9 protein-coding genes are annotated in these 16,060 nt (G+C 70.4%); 3 read left to right on the top strand and 6 right to left on the bottom strand.

Features of this window, described 5'->3' with window-relative positions; all coding sequences use genetic code 11:
* Positions 1 to 333: 333 nt before the first annotated feature.
* Genes glgB through CMO28_RS06320 form a run of 4 tightly spaced genes read right to left on the bottom strand, consistent with a single transcriptional unit; the run spans position 334 to position 9,320 of the window.
* The gene (gene glgB / locus CMO28_RS06335; RefSeq protein ID WP_296711261.1) at positions 334 to 2,577 is read right to left on the bottom strand and encodes a 1,4-alpha-glucan branching protein GlgB; all 2,244 of its coding nucleotides are present in this window, start codon (positions 2,575 to 2,577) and stop codon (positions 334 to 336) included.
* Positions 2,558 to 5,944: a maltose alpha-D-glucosyltransferase gene (treS, locus tag CMO28_RS06330; RefSeq protein WP_296711259.1), complete on the bottom strand. Its 3,387-nt coding sequence runs from the start codon at positions 5,942 to 5,944 to the stop codon at positions 2,558 to 2,560. Before treS ends, glgB begins: the two co-directional genes overlap by 20 nt.
* Positions 5,945 to 5,949: 5 nt before the next feature.
* Complete coding sequence (locus CMO28_RS06325) at positions 5,950 to 8,997, bottom strand: alpha-1,4-glucan--maltose-1-phosphate maltosyltransferase (RefSeq protein ID WP_296711256.1); 3,048 nt, start codon at positions 8,995 to 8,997, stop codon at positions 5,950 to 5,952.
* Complete coding sequence (locus CMO28_RS06320; RefSeq protein WP_296711253.1) at positions 8,994 to 9,320, bottom strand: DUF2934 domain-containing protein; 327 nt, start codon at positions 9,318 to 9,320, stop codon at positions 8,994 to 8,996. Before CMO28_RS06320 ends, CMO28_RS06325 begins: the two co-directional genes overlap by 4 nt.
* A 208-nt stretch (positions 9,321 to 9,528) precedes the next feature.
* Here CMO28_RS06320 and CMO28_RS06315 point away from each other — a divergent pair, with 208 nt between their 5' ends.
* The 3 genes from CMO28_RS06315 to CMO28_RS06305 all read left to right on the top strand — a co-directional run bounded on the left by CMO28_RS06315 (position 9,529) and on the right by CMO28_RS06305 (position 12,824).
* Positions 9,529 to 10,389: an SRPBCC family protein gene (locus tag CMO28_RS06315; protein WP_296711250.1), complete on the top strand. Its 861-nt coding sequence runs from the start codon at positions 9,529 to 9,531 to the stop codon at positions 10,387 to 10,389.
* A gap of 2 nt (positions 10,390 to 10,391) precedes the next feature.
* Positions 10,392 to 11,180, top strand: coding sequence for a trehalose-phosphatase (gene otsB / locus CMO28_RS06310; RefSeq protein ID WP_296711247.1), 789 nt, complete (start codon positions 10,392 to 10,394; stop codon positions 11,178 to 11,180).
* A gap of 90 nt (positions 11,181 to 11,270) precedes the next feature.
* Positions 11,271 to 12,824 carry an alpha,alpha-trehalose-phosphate synthase (UDP-forming) gene (locus CMO28_RS06305; RefSeq protein WP_296711243.1) on the top strand — a complete coding sequence of 518 codons (1,554 nt, stop codon included), beginning with the start codon at positions 11,271 to 11,273 and terminating at the stop codon, positions 12,822 to 12,824.
* Between the two features lie 11 nt (positions 12,825 to 12,835).
* Here the strand turns inward: CMO28_RS06305 and CMO28_RS06300 are convergent, their stop codons facing one another.
* Positions 12,836 to 13,609: a hypothetical protein gene (locus CMO28_RS06300; RefSeq protein WP_296711240.1), complete on the bottom strand. Its 774-nt coding sequence runs from the start codon at positions 13,607 to 13,609 to the stop codon at positions 12,836 to 12,838.
* A gap of 24 nt (positions 13,610 to 13,633) precedes the next feature.
* The gene (locus tag CMO28_RS06295) at positions 13,634 to 16,006 is read right to left on the bottom strand and encodes a vWA domain-containing protein (RefSeq protein ID WP_296711236.1); all 2,373 of its coding nucleotides are present in this window, start codon (positions 16,004 to 16,006) and stop codon (positions 13,634 to 13,636) included.
* Positions 16,007 to 16,060: the final 54 nt, after the last annotated feature.

The following is a 16,060-nucleotide window of genomic DNA, read 5'->3' as shown; positions in this document are numbered from 1 at the left end:
GTCATCGATCATTCCTGTAGAGGCCTACCTGGATCCCCGCCTTCGCGGGGATGACGGTGTTTCTTTTGTGCAGAGACGGTCGACGTCGGAGCCGGACAGTGGCGGCGGTGGTAGGGCGGTGCGGCCACGGTCAACGGCGGAGCCGGACAGGGGCGGTGGTGGTCGGGCGGTGCGGGCAGGGTCGACGGCGGTGCCGGACAGCGGTGGTGGTCGGACGGCGCGGGCAGGGGTAACGGCGGTGACGGACGGTGGCTGTGACGGGGGGCGGTGCGGCCACGGCCAGTGGCGGAGCCGGACAGCGGCGGCGGCGACCAGGCGGGTTCCGGCATCGCTCTACCGCCCCTGTCGCAGCATCAGGGTCGCGAGCGGTGGCAGGGTGAGGGTGAGAGAGGCGGGCCGGCCATGCGCCGGGGTTTCCACCGCCAGCGCCCGGCCGCCATTGCCCAGGCCCGAACCGCCATAGGCGGTGGCGTCGGTGTTCAGCACCTCGTGCCAGATGCCGGGGGCCGGAACCCCGATACGATAGGCCTCGCGCGGGACCGGGGTCAGATTGGCGACCACAAGCATGCCAGAGGACGGGGTGGCGGGGTCGATCGCCTCTTCCCCCGTGCGGCGGATCCAGGCGAAGACGCTGTTGGCGGCATCGTCGCCCACCACCCACTGAAAGCCGCCCGGGTCGTCGTCGCGGGTGTGCAGGGCCGGCTCGCGGGCGTAGAGCCGGTTCAGATCCGCGACCAGCGCCTGGATGCCCTGATGGCCGGGATCGTCGAGCAGCTCCCAGGGGGTGGAGCCGTCATGGTCCCATTCGCGCGGATTGCCCAGCTCGCCGCCGGCAAAGATCAGCTTGCGGCCGGGATGGCCCCACATAAAGGCGAGATAGGCCCTGAGATTGGCGCGTTTCTGCCAGTCATCCCCCGGCATGCGGCCAAGCAGCGAGCCCTTGCCATGGACCACCTCGTCATGCGACAGCGGCAGCACATAGCGTTCCGACCAGGCATAGACCAGGCTGAAGGTCATGGTGCCGTGATGCCAGCGCCGGTTGATCGGGTCTTCGCCCATATATTTCAGGCTGTCATGCATCCAGCCCATATTCCATTTGAGCGTGAAGCCCAGCGCGGTCTCCGATCCTCCGGCCGCGACCGGCGCCGTCACCCCCGGCCAGGCGGTGGATTCCTCGGCGATGGTCATGGCGCCGGGCACGCGCGCCTCGATCACCTGGTTCATCCGGCGCAGAAAAGCCACCGTCTCAAGGTTCTCGCGGCCGCCATGGATGTTGGGCACCCAGTCGCCGGGCTCGCGGCTGTAGTCGCGATAGAGCATCGAGGCCACGGCATCCACCCGCAGCGCGTCGACATGATAGTGTTCCAGCCAATAGAGCGCGCTCGCGATCAGGAAGCCCGTCACCTCGTCGCGGCCGTGATTGTAGATGGCGGTGTTCCAGTCGCGATGAATGCCCTCGCGCGGGTCTTCATGCTCGTAAAGTGCCGTGCCGTCGAAGCGGAACAGGCCGTGAGGGTCCATCGGGAAATGCGCCGGCACCCAGTCCAGGATCACCCCGATCCCGGCGGCATGGCAGCGGTCCACGAACCGCGCGAAGCCGCGCGGCCGGCCGAAGCGGGCGCTGGGGGCGAACAGCCCCAGCGGCTGATAGCCCCACGACCCGCCGAAGGGATGTTCCATCACCGGCAGCAGTTCGACATGGGTGAAGCCCAGCGCCCGGACATAGGGGATCAGCCGGTCGGCCAGCCCGTCCCAGTCCAGCTGCGGGTGGGCGGCATCGCGGAACCAGGATGCGGCATGCACCTCGTAGACCGAAACCGGCATCTTCAGCAGATCGGTGGTGGCGCGCCGCGCCATCCAGCTGCCGTCGGTCCAGGGGAAGGGGGTCGGGTCGGGCACGATGCTGGCGGTGCCGGGCGGCATTTCCGTCGCCTGGGCCATCGGGTCGGCCTTGTGCAGCACGGTGCCGCCGCGCGTGCGGATCTCGTAGCGATAGGCCCGGCCCGGGCCGATGCCGGGCAGGAACAGCTCCCACACGCCGGCGGCGTGACGCAGCCGCATCGGGTGGCGGCGGCCGTCCCAGCCGTTGAAATCGCCGGTCACCGAGACGCGGTCGGCATTGGGCGCCCAGACCGCGAAGACGGTGCCGGTGACACCGTCCACCTCCGTCACCCGCGCGCCCAGCACCCCCGGCAGATCGGGATGGTGGCCGGCGCGGATCAGGCGCAGATCCTCGTCGGTCAGGATCGGGCCGAAGCGATAGGGATCTTCCACCGTCTCCGTGCCCTGGCCGGTGGTCACCACCAGCCGGTAGGGGGCATCCTCGATCGTGCCGGCGAAGATCCCGGCCGGATGCACCCGGGCCAGCACGCCCAGCGGCCGGCCATCCTGTTGCGCCACCGCGCCCACCTCGTCGGCATCGGGGCGGATCACCACCAGCCGGCGCCGGCCCGGCTCCAGGCTGGGCCCCGGCCCCAGCACCGCGAAGGGGTCGCCATGGCGGGCCTCGGCCAGGGCCTCGATCGCCCCCCGGTCCAGGCCGGGGGGGCCGGCCGGTTCATGCGTCGGGTGCGACATCGTCGATCTCCGGTACCAGTCGTTCGGCCAGGCGGGCAAGACCGGCCGCCGGCAGCAGCAGCCAGTCGGGCCGCAACCGGGCCTCGTAGGCGACCTCGTAGGCCGCCTTCTCGATCAGGAACAGTTTCAGCAGCGCCGGCAGATCGGGCGCTGCGGTGGTGGCCTCGTCGCCGGCATAGCCGGCCAGGAAGGCACGCTCCATGTCGCCGCGCAGCCGCAGCAGCCAGTGGGCGGGATCGTCGGGCTCCAGCCCCGCGCCGGTATCCGATGCCGGGGCCGTCGGATGTGGCATGGCGGTCACGTAATCGATCGAGCGCAGCAGCCCGGCCACATCCCGCCAGGGGCTGTCCTTGGCCCGGCGCAGCGCCAGCGGCCGGGTCGGCTCGCCCTCGAAATCGATCAGGGTCACATCGCCGGTCGACACCAGCAGCTGGCCCAGATGGAAATCGCCATGGATGCGGGTGAGCATCGCACCGGTCCCCGCCTCGGCCAGTGCAGCCACGGCTGCGGCCAGCCCCCGGCGCCGGGTCAGCACGCGCCGCGCTGCCCGGGAGAGGGGGGTGTCCTCCCCCGCGGCGGCATGATCGGCCAGAATATCGAAGGCCGTTTCCAGCGCCTGGCCGATTCGGCTATTCCAGGCGGCGATAATAGCCGGATCGGCTATTTCCGGCGCGAAATTCACGTCCTCCGACGGCCGTGCCAGCACCTCGTGCAGCTCCTTCAGCCGCCGGCCGATGGTGCGGGTCAGCGCGCGGATCGTCGCCGTCGCATCCTCCAGCCGCTCGTGGTCGTGATGGTGCAGCGCGTCCAGCGCCCGGGCCAGCTGGTCGCCGGTCCAGTGCCAGCCATCGCCCTGATTGCGGATGAAGCGCTGGATCACCGCCAGGCTGGCGGTTTCTGCGGAGCCCTCCCCAACCTGGCCCTCCCACACGAGTTCGCCCAGGAATTCCGCCACCCCGGCATAGCCGGCTTCGGTCAGATGGCGGGCCATCTCGACCTCGGGGTTGATGCCGGGCTGGATGCGGCGGATCAGCTTGATCACCGCGGTATCGCCCACGATGACCGAGCTGTTGGTCTGCTCCGCCGCCATCCAGCGCACCTCGGCGCCGGGGGGCATGGCCTCTGCAACCGCCACCGCCTCGGCCGATCCGGGCCGCAGCGCCAGCCGCGCGCCCGGGCGCGCCTCCGTGCCGCCATCGGCCAGCGCCCGCATCAGCGCCCGGCCGAAGCCTTCCAGCGCAAAACCGTCGGTCAGCAGCCCCACCCGCGCGGTCTGCCGCACCCGGGCCAGCGCCAGCCGTACCGGCAGGGCGGGGGTGTCCGGGCGGTCCGCCTCCCACAGAATGCCCAGCGGCAGGGCGTAATGATCCTCGGTGCCGTCGTCGCGGGCGACCGCGATGCCGGTCAGCAGGATCTCGCCATCGGTGCCGGGCAACGGGTCGGCGAAATCCAGCCGCGCGGTCGCCGCCGCATCCCGGCCGCCCGCAAACCAGCGGCGCATGGCCAGCCAGGCCGGCAGCACCGTCTTCGACAGCCGGTCGCGATGGGGGGCTTCCAGCAGCTGCGCCAGCCCCCGGCGCAGCACGAAGGTTTCATGCTCGGGCAGGGGCTCCGGCGCCGGCAGGTGCCAGACCGGCGCCCGGCCTTCCGGTTCCAGCGCAAAGGCGTAGAAGCCATAGGGCGGCAGGGTCAGCAGATAGGGCAGCTGGCCGATCGGCGGAAAGGCGGCACCGCCGACCAGTTCCATCGGCACCCGGCCTTCGAAACGCGACAGGTCCAGCTCCACCGCCTGGGCGGTGCGCGACAGATTGGCCACGCACAGCACCGTATCGCTGTCGTCGGCGCGCAGATAGGCCAGCACCCGGCGGTTGCCCGGGAACAGGAAATCCAGCCGTCCCCGGCCGAATGCGCGGAAGCGGCGGCGGACCTGAAGCATGCGCCGGGTCCAGTGCAGCAGCGAATGCGGGTCGCGGCTCTGGGTTTCGACATTCACCGCCGCATGGCCGTAAAGCGGGCTCATGATCGCCGGCAGGATCAGCTGTTCGGGGTCGGCGCGCGAGAAGCCGCCATTGCGGTCGGGCGACCATTGCATGGGGGTACGCACCCCGTCGCGATCACCCAGATGGACATTGTCGCCCATGCCGATTTCGTCGCCGTAATACAGCACCGGCGTGCCGGGCATGGTCAGCAGCAGGCTGTGCATCAGCTCGATCCGCCGCCGGTCGCGATCCAGAAGCGGTGCCAGGCGCCGGCGGATGCCCAGATTGATTCGCGCCCGCCGGTCCGAGGCATAGGTCTCCCACAGGAAGGTGCGCTCGGTTTCGGTGACCATCTCCAGCGTCAGTTCGTCGTGATTGCGCAGGAAGATGGCCCATTGGCAGTTTTCCGGAATGTCCGGCGTCTGGCGCATGATGTCGGTGATCGGGAAGCGGTCTTCCTGCGCGATGCTCATATACATTCGCGGCATCAGCGGGAAATGAAACGCCATGTGGCATTCGTCGCCGGCGCCGAAATATTCCTGGGTGTCTTCCGGCCATTGATTGGCTTCGGCCAGCAGCATCCGGTCGCTGTAATGTTCGTCCAGATGGGCGCGGATCTTCTTCAGAACGTCGTGGGTCTCGGGCAGGTTTTCGTTGTTGGTGCCCTCGCGCTCGATCAGATAGGGCACGGCGTCGAGCCGGAGCCCGTCCACCCCCATGTCGAGCCAGAAGCGCATCACCTTCAGCACCGCGTCCAGCACGCGCGGGTTGTCGAAATTCAGGTCGGGCTGGTGGGAATAAAAGCGGTGCCAGTAATAGGCCCCGGCCACCGGATCCCAGGTCCAGTTCGACTTTTCGGTGTCGAGGAAGATGATCCGGGTTTCGGGATATTTCCGGTCGTCATCCGACCAGACATAGAAATCGCGCTGCGCCGAGCCGCGCCTGGCGCGGCGGGCACGCTGGAACCAGGGATGGGCGTCGGAGGTGTGGTTGATCACCAGTTCGGTGATCACCCGCAGGCCCCGGGCATGGGCCTCGGCCAGGAAGCGCTTGAAGTCACCAAGCGTGCCATAGGCGCGGTTGACGTCGCGATAATCGGCGATGTCGTAGCCGTCGTCGCGCAAGGGCGAGGGGTAGAAGGGCAGCAGCCAGATCGTGTCGACGCCAAGTGCCGCAATATAGTCCAGCCGCGAGATCAGCCCGGGAAAATCGCCGATGCCGTCGTCATTGCCGTCCTGAAACGACTTCACATGCAGCTGGTAGATGACGGCGTCCTTGTACCAGAGCGGATCGCCCGGTGCAGGATCGGCGCCACGGATGATCCGGCCTTGCGCGCCGGCGGGCGACGAGACGGTTGGGGATGAGACGGGCGTCGTGGGTGCAGGCATGTGGCTCAACCTCTCACCGGCGGCAGCACCCGCCAGATGGCGAAGGGAAGGTGGGCGGGGTCCAGGCGCAGCCGGTGATGCCGGCCGGTCCAGGTGGATCGCTGGCCGGTGACCAGATCATCCATGACGACGTGGGCATCCTCGGGCAGACCCCAGCGCTCCAGCGGCAGCTCGATCGCCGCCTCCTGGGCGGCGTGCGGGTCCAGGCTCACCGCCACCAGAACGATGTCGTCGCCCTGATCGGTCGCCTTGCTGAACAGCAGCACCTGATCGTTCCAGGCGGTGTGGAAGGCGAGGCCACGGTTCTGATGCAGGGCCGGATGTGCGGCGCGGATGCGGTTGAGCAGGGCGATCTCGGCGCGGATATGCCCCGGCCGGTTCCAGTCGCGGGGCCGGATCTCGTATTTCTCGCTGTCGAGATACTCCTCGCGCCCCGGCAGGGGCGCGCCCTCGCACAGCTCGAAACCCGCATACATCCCCCAGAGGCTTGAGAGCATGGTGGCGAGGCAGGCGCGGATCAGAAAGCCCGGCCGGCCGGAGGTCTGCAGGAAATAAGGGTTGATGTCGGGGGTGTTGACGAAGACATGCGGCCCGAAGAACTCCACCGCCGGCGGCGTGCTGAGTTCGATGAAATAGTCGGTCAGCCCGGCCTTGTCGTCGCGCCAGGTGAAATAGGTATAGGACTGCGCGAATCCGAGCTTCGCCAGCCGGTACATGACCTTGGGCCGGGTGAAGGCCTCGGCCAGGAACACGGTGTCGGGATGGTCGCGGCGGATGTCGGCGATCAGCCATTCCCAGAACGGAAACGGCTTGGTGTGGGGGTTGTCGACCCGGAACAGCCGGACGCCCTCCGCCACCCAGAAGGCCACCACGTCTCTCAGCGCCTGCCACAGATCCGGCACCGCGCCCTCGGCATAGAAGTCGACATTGACGATGTCTTCATAGCGCTTGGGCGGGTTTTCGGCATAACGCATCGAGCCGTCGGATCGCCAGGCGAACCAGTCGGGATGGTCTTTCAGCCAGGGATGATCGGGGGAGCACTGGATGGCGAAATCCAGCGCCAGCTCCATGCCCTGATCGGCCGCGGCGGCGACCAGGGCGCGGAAATCCTCCAGCGTGCCCAGTTCGGGATGGATCGCGTCATGGCCGCCCGCCTCGCTGCCGATGGCATAGGGGCTGCCGGGATCGTCCAGACCCGCCGTCAGGGCATTGTTGCGACCCTTGCGGTTGGTGCGGCCGATCGGGTGGATCGGCGGCATGTAAAGCACGTCGAAGCCCATCGCCCGGATCTCGGGCAGGCGGCGGATCACGTCTTCGAACCGGCCGTGGCGGCCGGGGTCGTCGGTTTCCGAGCGCGGGAACAGCTCGTACCAGGCGGCAAACCCGGCCCGCAGCCGCTCGACATCGACCGGATAATCCCGCGGCGTGGCACTGGCGAAGGGGCGCGGGTCGACCAGCGCCATGGCGCCCCGGGTCTCGTCGTCGAGCAGGCGGCGGACCTTCGCCGCATCATCGCAGGCCTGCTCCACCTCCTGCACGATGTCGTCGATGCCATGGGCCCGGAGCAGGGCCAGACCATCGGCCAGATCCACCGGCCGCACCACGCCGGCCGCCTGCTTTTTGGCCAGATCCGCACGATAGGACCCCCAGGCATCGCGCCAGGCCATGATCTCGAACCGGTGCCGGCCCAGCCGGTCCAGCGGCACCCGGCCGCGCCAGCGGTCGTTGACCACCGGGGTCATCGGCACCTCGCGCCACTCGGTCTCGTCCTCGGCGCGCAGCCTGAGCACGGCTTTGATGACGTCATGGCCGTCGGCGAAGATGTCGGCCTCGATCTCAAGCGTGCTGCCCAGCCGGCGGCGGATGGCGAACCGGCCGTCATCCAGCAGGGGGGAGACGGCCTCGATCGCGATCCGCGGCAGCCTGGCCGCCGCCTCGGCCGGCCCGGCCTCGGGCCCGCGCACAGGCGGGGCCGCCGCGATCTCCAGAACCGCCACCCCGCCCGGCGCCAGATCCAGCGGCGTGCCCGGCGGGTGATCGACCAGCCGCCGCGCGGCCATGTCCGGGCCGCGGGCCAGCAGCGGCTGCGGATCGAGGCGGAGGGGGGCGTCCAGCACGCGGGAGGCCACCACCAGCCGGTCGTCGCCGGCCCGGAAGGCGAGTACCGGGCCGCTCTGGCCGGTCAGAATGTCGAGCTTCGGCCGGCCGGCCTGCGCCATCCGCTCGAAACCGGCATTGGCGACCCTGAGCGCGGGGGAGAGGTCATAGGCCGGCCGTTCCGGCCGGGCGGGGGCCACGGTATCCGGGCGCAGCGGATCCGGTGCGCCCCAGTCGAACCCGGCCTGAACCACGATCCCGTCGAACAGGAAGGGGGCAAGTTTCAGGCTGCGCCGCCCGGCCGCCTCTGCCGCCTCGGGCCCGCCCAGGATCTCGGGCAGGCGCGGCCCGAAGGGCACTTCCGGACAGGCCAGCACGCTGCCGATGCGCGACAGCCGCGCGATCTCGTCCAGCATCCAGGGTGCCGCCAGATCCCACCAGGCATCTGATGCGACCGCGGCATCGAAGCCGCAGGCGGCGAGCGCGTCGATCCGCTCCGCCGTCAGCCCATGGGTCCAGAGCAGCAGCCGGCACTCGGCGGCGCGGGCACGGAGCCGCGCCCAGATCTCGGGCGTCACCGCCTGGGGCAGGGGCGCGCGGAAGCCGGCGACGCCCGCCGCCATGGCGGCATCGACCAGCCCGGCCAGCGTCGCTTCGCCCTGGTCATTTTCAGGGATCAGAGCCTGCCGGCGCGGATCGCGGCCCGCCCGCGCTTCGCGCGCCGGGTCGGGTTCGGGCAGCAGATCGACCAGCAGCCGGATGCCGTGATCGGTGGCGCTGCGGCAGGCGGCCTCGATCCGCGCCGGCTCGGCCGGGCCCGCCAGCAGCAGATGATCGAAGCCCAGATCACGGGCATGGGCGGCGGCGGCCGCCAGCGCCGCACCCTCGCGGGCGGTTGCGGCGGGCACCATCAGGATCCGCGGATGCCAGGGGGTGCGAGAGGGCTGCGCGTTCATGCATCCCCCGCCGGCCGCCGGGTGCGGGAACGGGTGGCCGGTTTCGTGCCCGCTTTCTTCGGCCCGTCGACGGTCGGCGTCGGTGCGGCATCGGTGCCGCCCTTGGTGCGGCGCGTTCCGGCTCCGACCGCCTTCGTCTCCGCCGTCTTCGCAGCCGCCAGACGCCGCCGGTTGGCCGCCTCCAGCGCCTCAAGCTCGGCTTCCGCGGCCGCCCAATGCGCGCGATCGCGGCCATGGGGCCGGCCTTCCTCCACCCAGATGCGGTGGGCGATCTTCTCCAGGCGGCGGGTGCGGTCCGTGGGGGTGTCGTCGGATGTGTGCATCACCAGGCGTCCTCGGGCATCGATGGGCCGTCTGCTGGCTCAACACCCGCGGGGCGTCCTGGTTCCCCATCCTGCCGCCCATGTCGCGGTTCAGGCGGGCCGGTTCAGGCGGGCCGGGTTGCGGCTGCCTCTTCCTGCCGGGAACCCTCCCGCCGGTCCGGGGTTGTGCGGGACGACCTCACCGGTTTACTCCAAGGAGCCTTCCCCCATGGCGACCCATACCGATCACGGCCACCACACCCCGAATGTGCATCCCGCAGAACAGCTCGCCTCGCTGTTCCTCGGCGCCTGTCTGGTGCGCCACGGCCTGAAGTCCGACCATCCAGGCCATGCCGGCGGTCTTTTGTCGATGGCGGCCGGCGGGCTGCTGATCCATCGGGGTCTGCAGGGCCGCTGCATGCTCTATGAACGTCTCGGCATCGACACCAGGGGCGAGCAGGAGGTGAACGGCCGCAACACCTCTGAAATCCATGCCTCGGTGACCATCGACCGCCCGGCCGCGGAGCTGTATCGCGAATGGCGCGACCTGGAGCATCTGTCGCGCATCCTCTCTCATGTCCACAGCATCCGCGAGATCGACGACACCACCTCGCGCTGGATCATCGACGGCCCGGCGGGCGAGAGCATCGGCTTCGTGTCGCGCATCACCCAGGACATTCCCGACCGCCGCATCGCCTGGAGCACGACCGAAGAGGCCGATTTCCAGAATGCCGGCATGGTCGAATTCATCCCCGATACCGAAACCGGCGACGGCCGCAACCGCACCGAGGTGGCGGTGACGCTGCGCTACGAGGTGCCGGCGGGGCTGCTGGGCCGGATCGGCCAGTGGCTGATGCCGCGCCACCCCAAGCGCCAGCTGATGGACGATCTGCGCCGCTTCCGCCGGCGGATGGAAGAGAACGGCTCCGCCACCGGCGGTGCTGCCGCCGGATCGTCGGGCGGTTTCGGCACCGAGGTCGGCGGCGGTGCGCCCGGAACCACCGGTTCGGGCACGGCCCAGGCCTCGGCGCCCTTCACCCCCGGCAGGCAGCCGGGCGGCAACGGCAAGTCGACCGGCCCGGGCCAGTGACCGTGGCGGGGCTGCGGCTGCCCGAACCCCGGCCCGACTGGGCGCTGTTTCTGGATGTGGATGGCTGCCTGGTCGACATCGCCCCCACCCCCGATGCGGTGGTGGTGGAACCCGGGCTGCCGGCGCTGCTCGACCGCCTGGCGGCCCGGTTCGGTGGCGCGCTGGCCCTGGTCAGCGGCCGGCCGCTGGCGGAGTTGGAGCAGCTGTTCCACCCTGCCCGTCCGGCCGCTGCCGGCCAGCACGGGCTGGAATGGCGCGGCCGGCCGCCGCTGCCGCAGCCCGAGGGGTTCGCTGCGCTGGAAGCACCGCTCGCCGCTTTCGCCGCCGCCCATCCGGGCGTGCTTCTGGAGCGGAAATCCCACGGGTTCGCCCTGCATTACCGGGCGGCCCCGGCCGCGGGGGCCGGCGCGCTGGCGCTGGCCCGCCGGCTGGCCGCGACCACCCGGCCCGAGATGCGGGTGATGCCGGGCAAGATGGTGGTGGAACTCAGAATGGCGGGCGCCGACAAGGGCACCGCCATCCGCGCCTTCATGGCGGCGGCGCCGTTTCGCGGCCGGGTGCCGGTCTTCGCGGGCGACGACGTCACCGACGAGGACGGCTTCGCCATGGTCAATGCCATGGGCGGCCATTCCATCCGGGTGGGCCCCCAAATCGGCGCGGGACATGGGGCTCCGCCCGCCAGCGCCGCACGCTGGACGGTGCCCGATGCGCCCGGTTTCCGCCGCTGGCTGGCCGGGCTTGCGGTGATGGACGAGCCGGCGGGCGAGGGAGCCGGCGGCCCCGGAACCTAACCCCTCCTCTGCGGGTTATCGCGATGAATGAATGTCGCGACGACGGCGCCGGCCAGGGCCGGCCCCCGTCGGAGCCTGGAGGGACGGATCTTGAAGCGACTTGTGGTGATTTCCAACCGCGTGGCCCGCGCAGATCCGCGGACCACCGAGGATGCGGGGGCGAGCGGCGGACTGGCCGTGGCCGTCCGCGAGGCCCTGAGCGAAACCGCCGGCCTGTGGTTCGGCTGGAGCGGCCAGTTGTCGGAGACGCCGGCCCTGCACGGACCCGAGATGCAGCCCGGCGGCTACCGTATCGCCACCGTCGACCTGACGCCCGCCGATCATCGCGGCTATTACAACGGCTATGCGAACGAGGCGCTGTGGCCGGTGCTGCACAGCGCCCCCCATCTGATGCACCACGATGCCGACCGCTACACCGCCTATCGATCGGTGAACCGCCAGTTCGTCGACCGGCTGCTGCCGCTGCTGCACCCCGACGACATGATCTGGATCCACGATTATCACCTGCTGCCGGCGGCCGAAGACCTCAGGCGCCGGGGCCTGCGCAACCCGATCGGCTTCTTCCTGCACACGCCCTTTCCGGCCGCGGACGCCTTCGCGGCCCTGCCCGAACACCGCGCCCTGGTCGAGGGGCTGGCCCATGCCGATCTGATCGGCTTCCAGACCGCCTCGGACCTGCGGGCCTTCCAGGACTATATCCGCTGGGAGGCGGGGGGCAGCGTCTCGATGGACGGCCGGATGGAGGCCTTCGGCCGCCATTTCCGGGCCTCGGTCTTCCCGATCTCGATCGATCCGGCCGCCTTCGCCCTGACGGCTGAACGTCATGCCGACAGCGATTACTGCCTGAAGCTCGCCCGCGGGACGGGGCGCGGCGCGCTGATGCTGGGCGTCGACCGGCTGGGCTATACCAAGGGCCTGCCGCACCGGATGCTGGCCTATGAACGCCTGCTGGAGCTGCAGCCGGATCTGCGCCGCCGGATGGCTTTCGTGCAGATCGCCTCGCAATCGCGCAGCAAGCTGCCGGAGTATGTCGCGATCCGGCGCGAGCTGGAAGAGATCAGCGGCCGGATCAACGGCCGCTTCTCGGAACCCGACTGGACGCCGCTGCGCTACATCAATCGCGGCATCCCGCGCGAAACGCTGGCAGGCGTGCTGCGCATGGCCCGGATGGCGGTGGTGACACCGCTGCATGACGGCATGAACCTGGTTGCGAAGGAATATGTCGCAGCCCAGAACCCCGAAGATCCGGGCGTGCTGATGCTGTCGCGCTTCGCAGGTGCCGCCCAGGAACTGGACGCCGCCCTGATCGTCAACCCGCTCGATCATGACGAGACCGCCCGGCGCATGCATCAGGGCCTGACCATGAGCCTTGAAGAACGCCGCGAGCGCTGGGAGGCGATGATGGCGGTGCTCTCTGCCAACGACGTCAGCCGCTGGTGGCGCAGCTTCGTCCGCGCGCTCGCCGACGCCGCCAACCCCACCGCCCAACCCCCGACCGGCCGCCTGCTCCGCCGCGACCACCCGCGCCTCGCCACCGAAGGCAGCGCCGTGGTGAAGCGCGAGGGCTTCATGCGGGAAACGGGGGCCGCGACCTCCGGCCGGGTGCATAACGGGTTGTTGATGCGGGCAAGTGGCGACGCCTGACCTGCCCCCCCTCACTCCCCGATGCGGGTCCAGGCGTTGACGCTGGTCATGCGGCAGTCGCCGAGCCCCATGGCGCCGGCGGCCGCGTCGGGCAGGGTCAGGCGCATGGTGACGAGGTGTTCGATCTCGGTTTCGCTTTTGACGGTCAGCCGCCAGGTCATTCTGCTGCCCTGGCCGTCGCCGGCCGGGATCTGGCCGAAAAGGGGGCTGAACAGCTCGGCCTGCCAGGCGTCGTCGCCGGCGTTCCGCCAGTCGACCCGGCTGAGGCCCTCCGCCTCCAGGCGGCGGGTCATCTCCAGCTGGTCGGGGTGGAACGGCACGTCGAAGGTCAGCCGGCGTGGGGTCGTCCACTCGGCCGGCAGGGCGCCGGCTGATGCCGGGAAGGCCTGCTGCATGAGGGGCGGGCAGCCGTCCAGCCGGGTTTTGCCCAGCCGCGCCTGCCACAGGCCGGGCTGTGGCTGGATGCCGTAGAACAGCGCCAGGTCGCCATTGCCTTCGTCATCCCCGCCGCAGGCCCGGTCGATCGCCTGGCGGCTGCGCGTGTCCCAGCTGTAGAGGGGATAGCGCCGGCCGTCGCCGATCACGAAGACGGCATCGGCAGAGGGGGCGGGGCCGATGCCCTTTTCGACCGCCAGGTCGTTCACCCGGTCGAAGGGCACATCCGACAGATAGAAGGCGGCGCCGTTGCCGCGGCATTCCGCGATGATGGCCTTGTCGGCCAGCGCCGGCCCGGCCAGGGCAATGCCCAGGCCGGACAGCAGGGCGCCAGTCAGCCGATGACGCATGTCGGGTTCATCCTTGGAAAGCGGTTATCGTGCCGGGGTGCGCGACGGGGCCAGAAGCTCCAGGGTCCGGGCCGCATCCGACGCCCCGCCCCCGGTGTCGCCCCTGGTGCCGCCGGTCCCGAGCGTCCTGCGGATCAGATCGAAATCCTGCGATGCGATGCCGGGCGTGAAGGCGCAGAGCCGGTTGCCGGGGCCGGCCTCGCGGCAGTCGGTTCCGCCCGGCTGGTTCAGGCCGATGAGGTGGAAAGCCCCGGACCGGTCCAGATCGAAGAACCAGGTCGAAAGTTGTGGGCCTCCATCCCCGGTGGGGCGGGCCGCCTCTACCGACCAGCGCGCCGGCAGCCGCCCCGATATCGGCGGGTTGGGGTGGTCGAACGCGCAGGCCGTGTCGCCGCAGCGGCGGATCACCCGTCCGGTGGTCAGCGTGAACTGCAGGGTGCGGATGGCGGCGGCCAGCTTTTCATCGCCCCGGTCCGGGTCGGCGCACAGGCGCCCCACCCGGGTGATGTGGCAGGCATTGTCGCCCGGCGGTGGGGTTTCAGGGTTCAGGAAGATCGATGCCGTGGCGCCGGTGGCGTCGATGAACTCGGCGCGGGGGAAGATGTCGGCGCCGGAGGCGGGCACGACCTCGGCCACCCGGTTCTCGGGCAGGATGAAGCCGAGGCCGGTGGCGGCGTCGCGCATCTCGCAATAGGTCGCCGTCCGGTCGCCCTGAAGGCAGCGATGGGGATAGTCGGTCCAGGCCCGCGTTCCCGCCTCTCTGCCGTTTGCGCAGGCATCCGGGCCGTGGCCCCGGCCGTCGTCGCAGGTGGCGGCGGCCCCCGGCGCCGCGGCCGCACCGGTCGCATCATCGGCGACGGTGCCGACCACGATCGCCAGCCGGGCCTTTTCGATGCGTGTGCCCGCGGCGTCGGTGGTTTTGTAGACCAGATCATAGGTGCCGGGCTCCGCCGGGGCCGTCAGGCTGTTGCCATTGGCCAGATCCCCCAGCGTGACCCCCCAATCGACCTGGCGGTCGCCCTGCCAGATCTCGATCCCGTCGTTCCAGAGCTGGCTGCCGGTGCTGCCGACCGGGATCGCCGCACCCGGCGCCACCGCGGGCGGGGCGAGCAGGGTGACGGCCGGGTCGGTTTCGGTCTGGATGGTCATCTCCTCGACCGGCTCTCCGCCCCAGCTTTCCAGCTTCAGGAGATAGGGGCCCGGTGTGGCCGGCAGATTGATCCCGGCCTGGCTGACGCCCGCCTTGCCTTCGACCGTGGAATAGGTGATGGCCTCGCCGCCATCGGGCGCATAGAGCCGCAGCGCCAGCGCCGCACCGCCGGTTTCCTGGCCCGCCTGGGTGATGTTCAGGTCGATGGCCACGGTTTCGCCCCGGGCCGCATAGGGGCCGCGATCGCGCATCGCCGTGACCGGCAGCAGCCCCTGCATGGTGACGACGATGTCCCGGGCCGCGCCGGTGGCGGTGAAGCGGGCCTCGCCGCGCCCCGCCTCTGCCGTGACGATGGCGGTGTAGGTGCCTGGGGCGGTATAGGTGCCGGGGGCCAGCTCCACGGCGAAAGGCTGATAGCGCGCCGCCCCCGACACCTTGCCCAGCACCAGTTCCTGCCCCGTGCTTTCGTCGCGCAGCGCCCATTCATAGGTATCGGGCATCGCCCCCGGATAGGAAAAGATCAGGCGCAGCCCGGTCATCGCCACCGGCGGGGCCTCGGCGGTGGCACGCGACAGGGCCTCGGCCAGTTCCGCGCCCGATTGCGGGCGCATCAGCAGCCCGCCGGTCTTGTCGGGAATACAGGCCAGGGCGGCGGCTTCGGTCTCGGTCAGCCCGAACCCCACCACATGCGCCCGGATCCGGATTCCCTCTGCGGCAAGCTCTGCCGCAACCGCGCAGGGGTCGACATCGCAGGTCTCCAGCCCGTCGGTGACCAGCACGATATCGGCCTCTTCCGCCGTGCGGGGGATGTCGGCCGCAGCCCGGCGCAGCGACTGCCCCAACGGCGTCTTGCCCCTGGGGTTCAGCCGCGCCAGCCGCGCCGACAGGGCGCGTGTCTCGTGCCGGCCGACCGGGGCGATCTGCTCGATATCCGAACAATCGCCCCGGCGATTATGGCCATAGGCGATGATGCCGAGCGGGACCGACATGTCGCGCGACCCCAGGAACCCGTCCAGCACGTCGCGTGCGACCTCTATCTTTGTCTTGCCGCCGGGCCCGGTCTCGTCGTCGGCAAGCCGCCCCCACATCGAGCCCGAGGCATCGAGGATCAGGATGGTGGCGCGATCCGCCTCTCCGGCCTGGGTGCCCGTGCCGGCCTGGGCAACCGTCCCGACCTGGGCCATGGTGCCGCAGGTGATCAGGGCCGCAAGCAGGGCGCCGCCGGTCTTCAACAGAAGCTGTCTCATCTGGCTTTTCTCGTCGACGGCCCGGCGGGCCGACCGAGGCCCCGGGCATTCCGG

It is taken from the genome of Tistrella sp., assembly GCF_002684955.1.
Classification (GTDB): Bacteria; Pseudomonadota; Alphaproteobacteria; order Tistrellales; family Tistrellaceae; genus Tistrella; species Tistrella mobilis.
The sequence above is the reverse complement of the archived record's forward strand: the minus strand, read 5'-3'. Positions and strand labels throughout refer to the sequence as shown.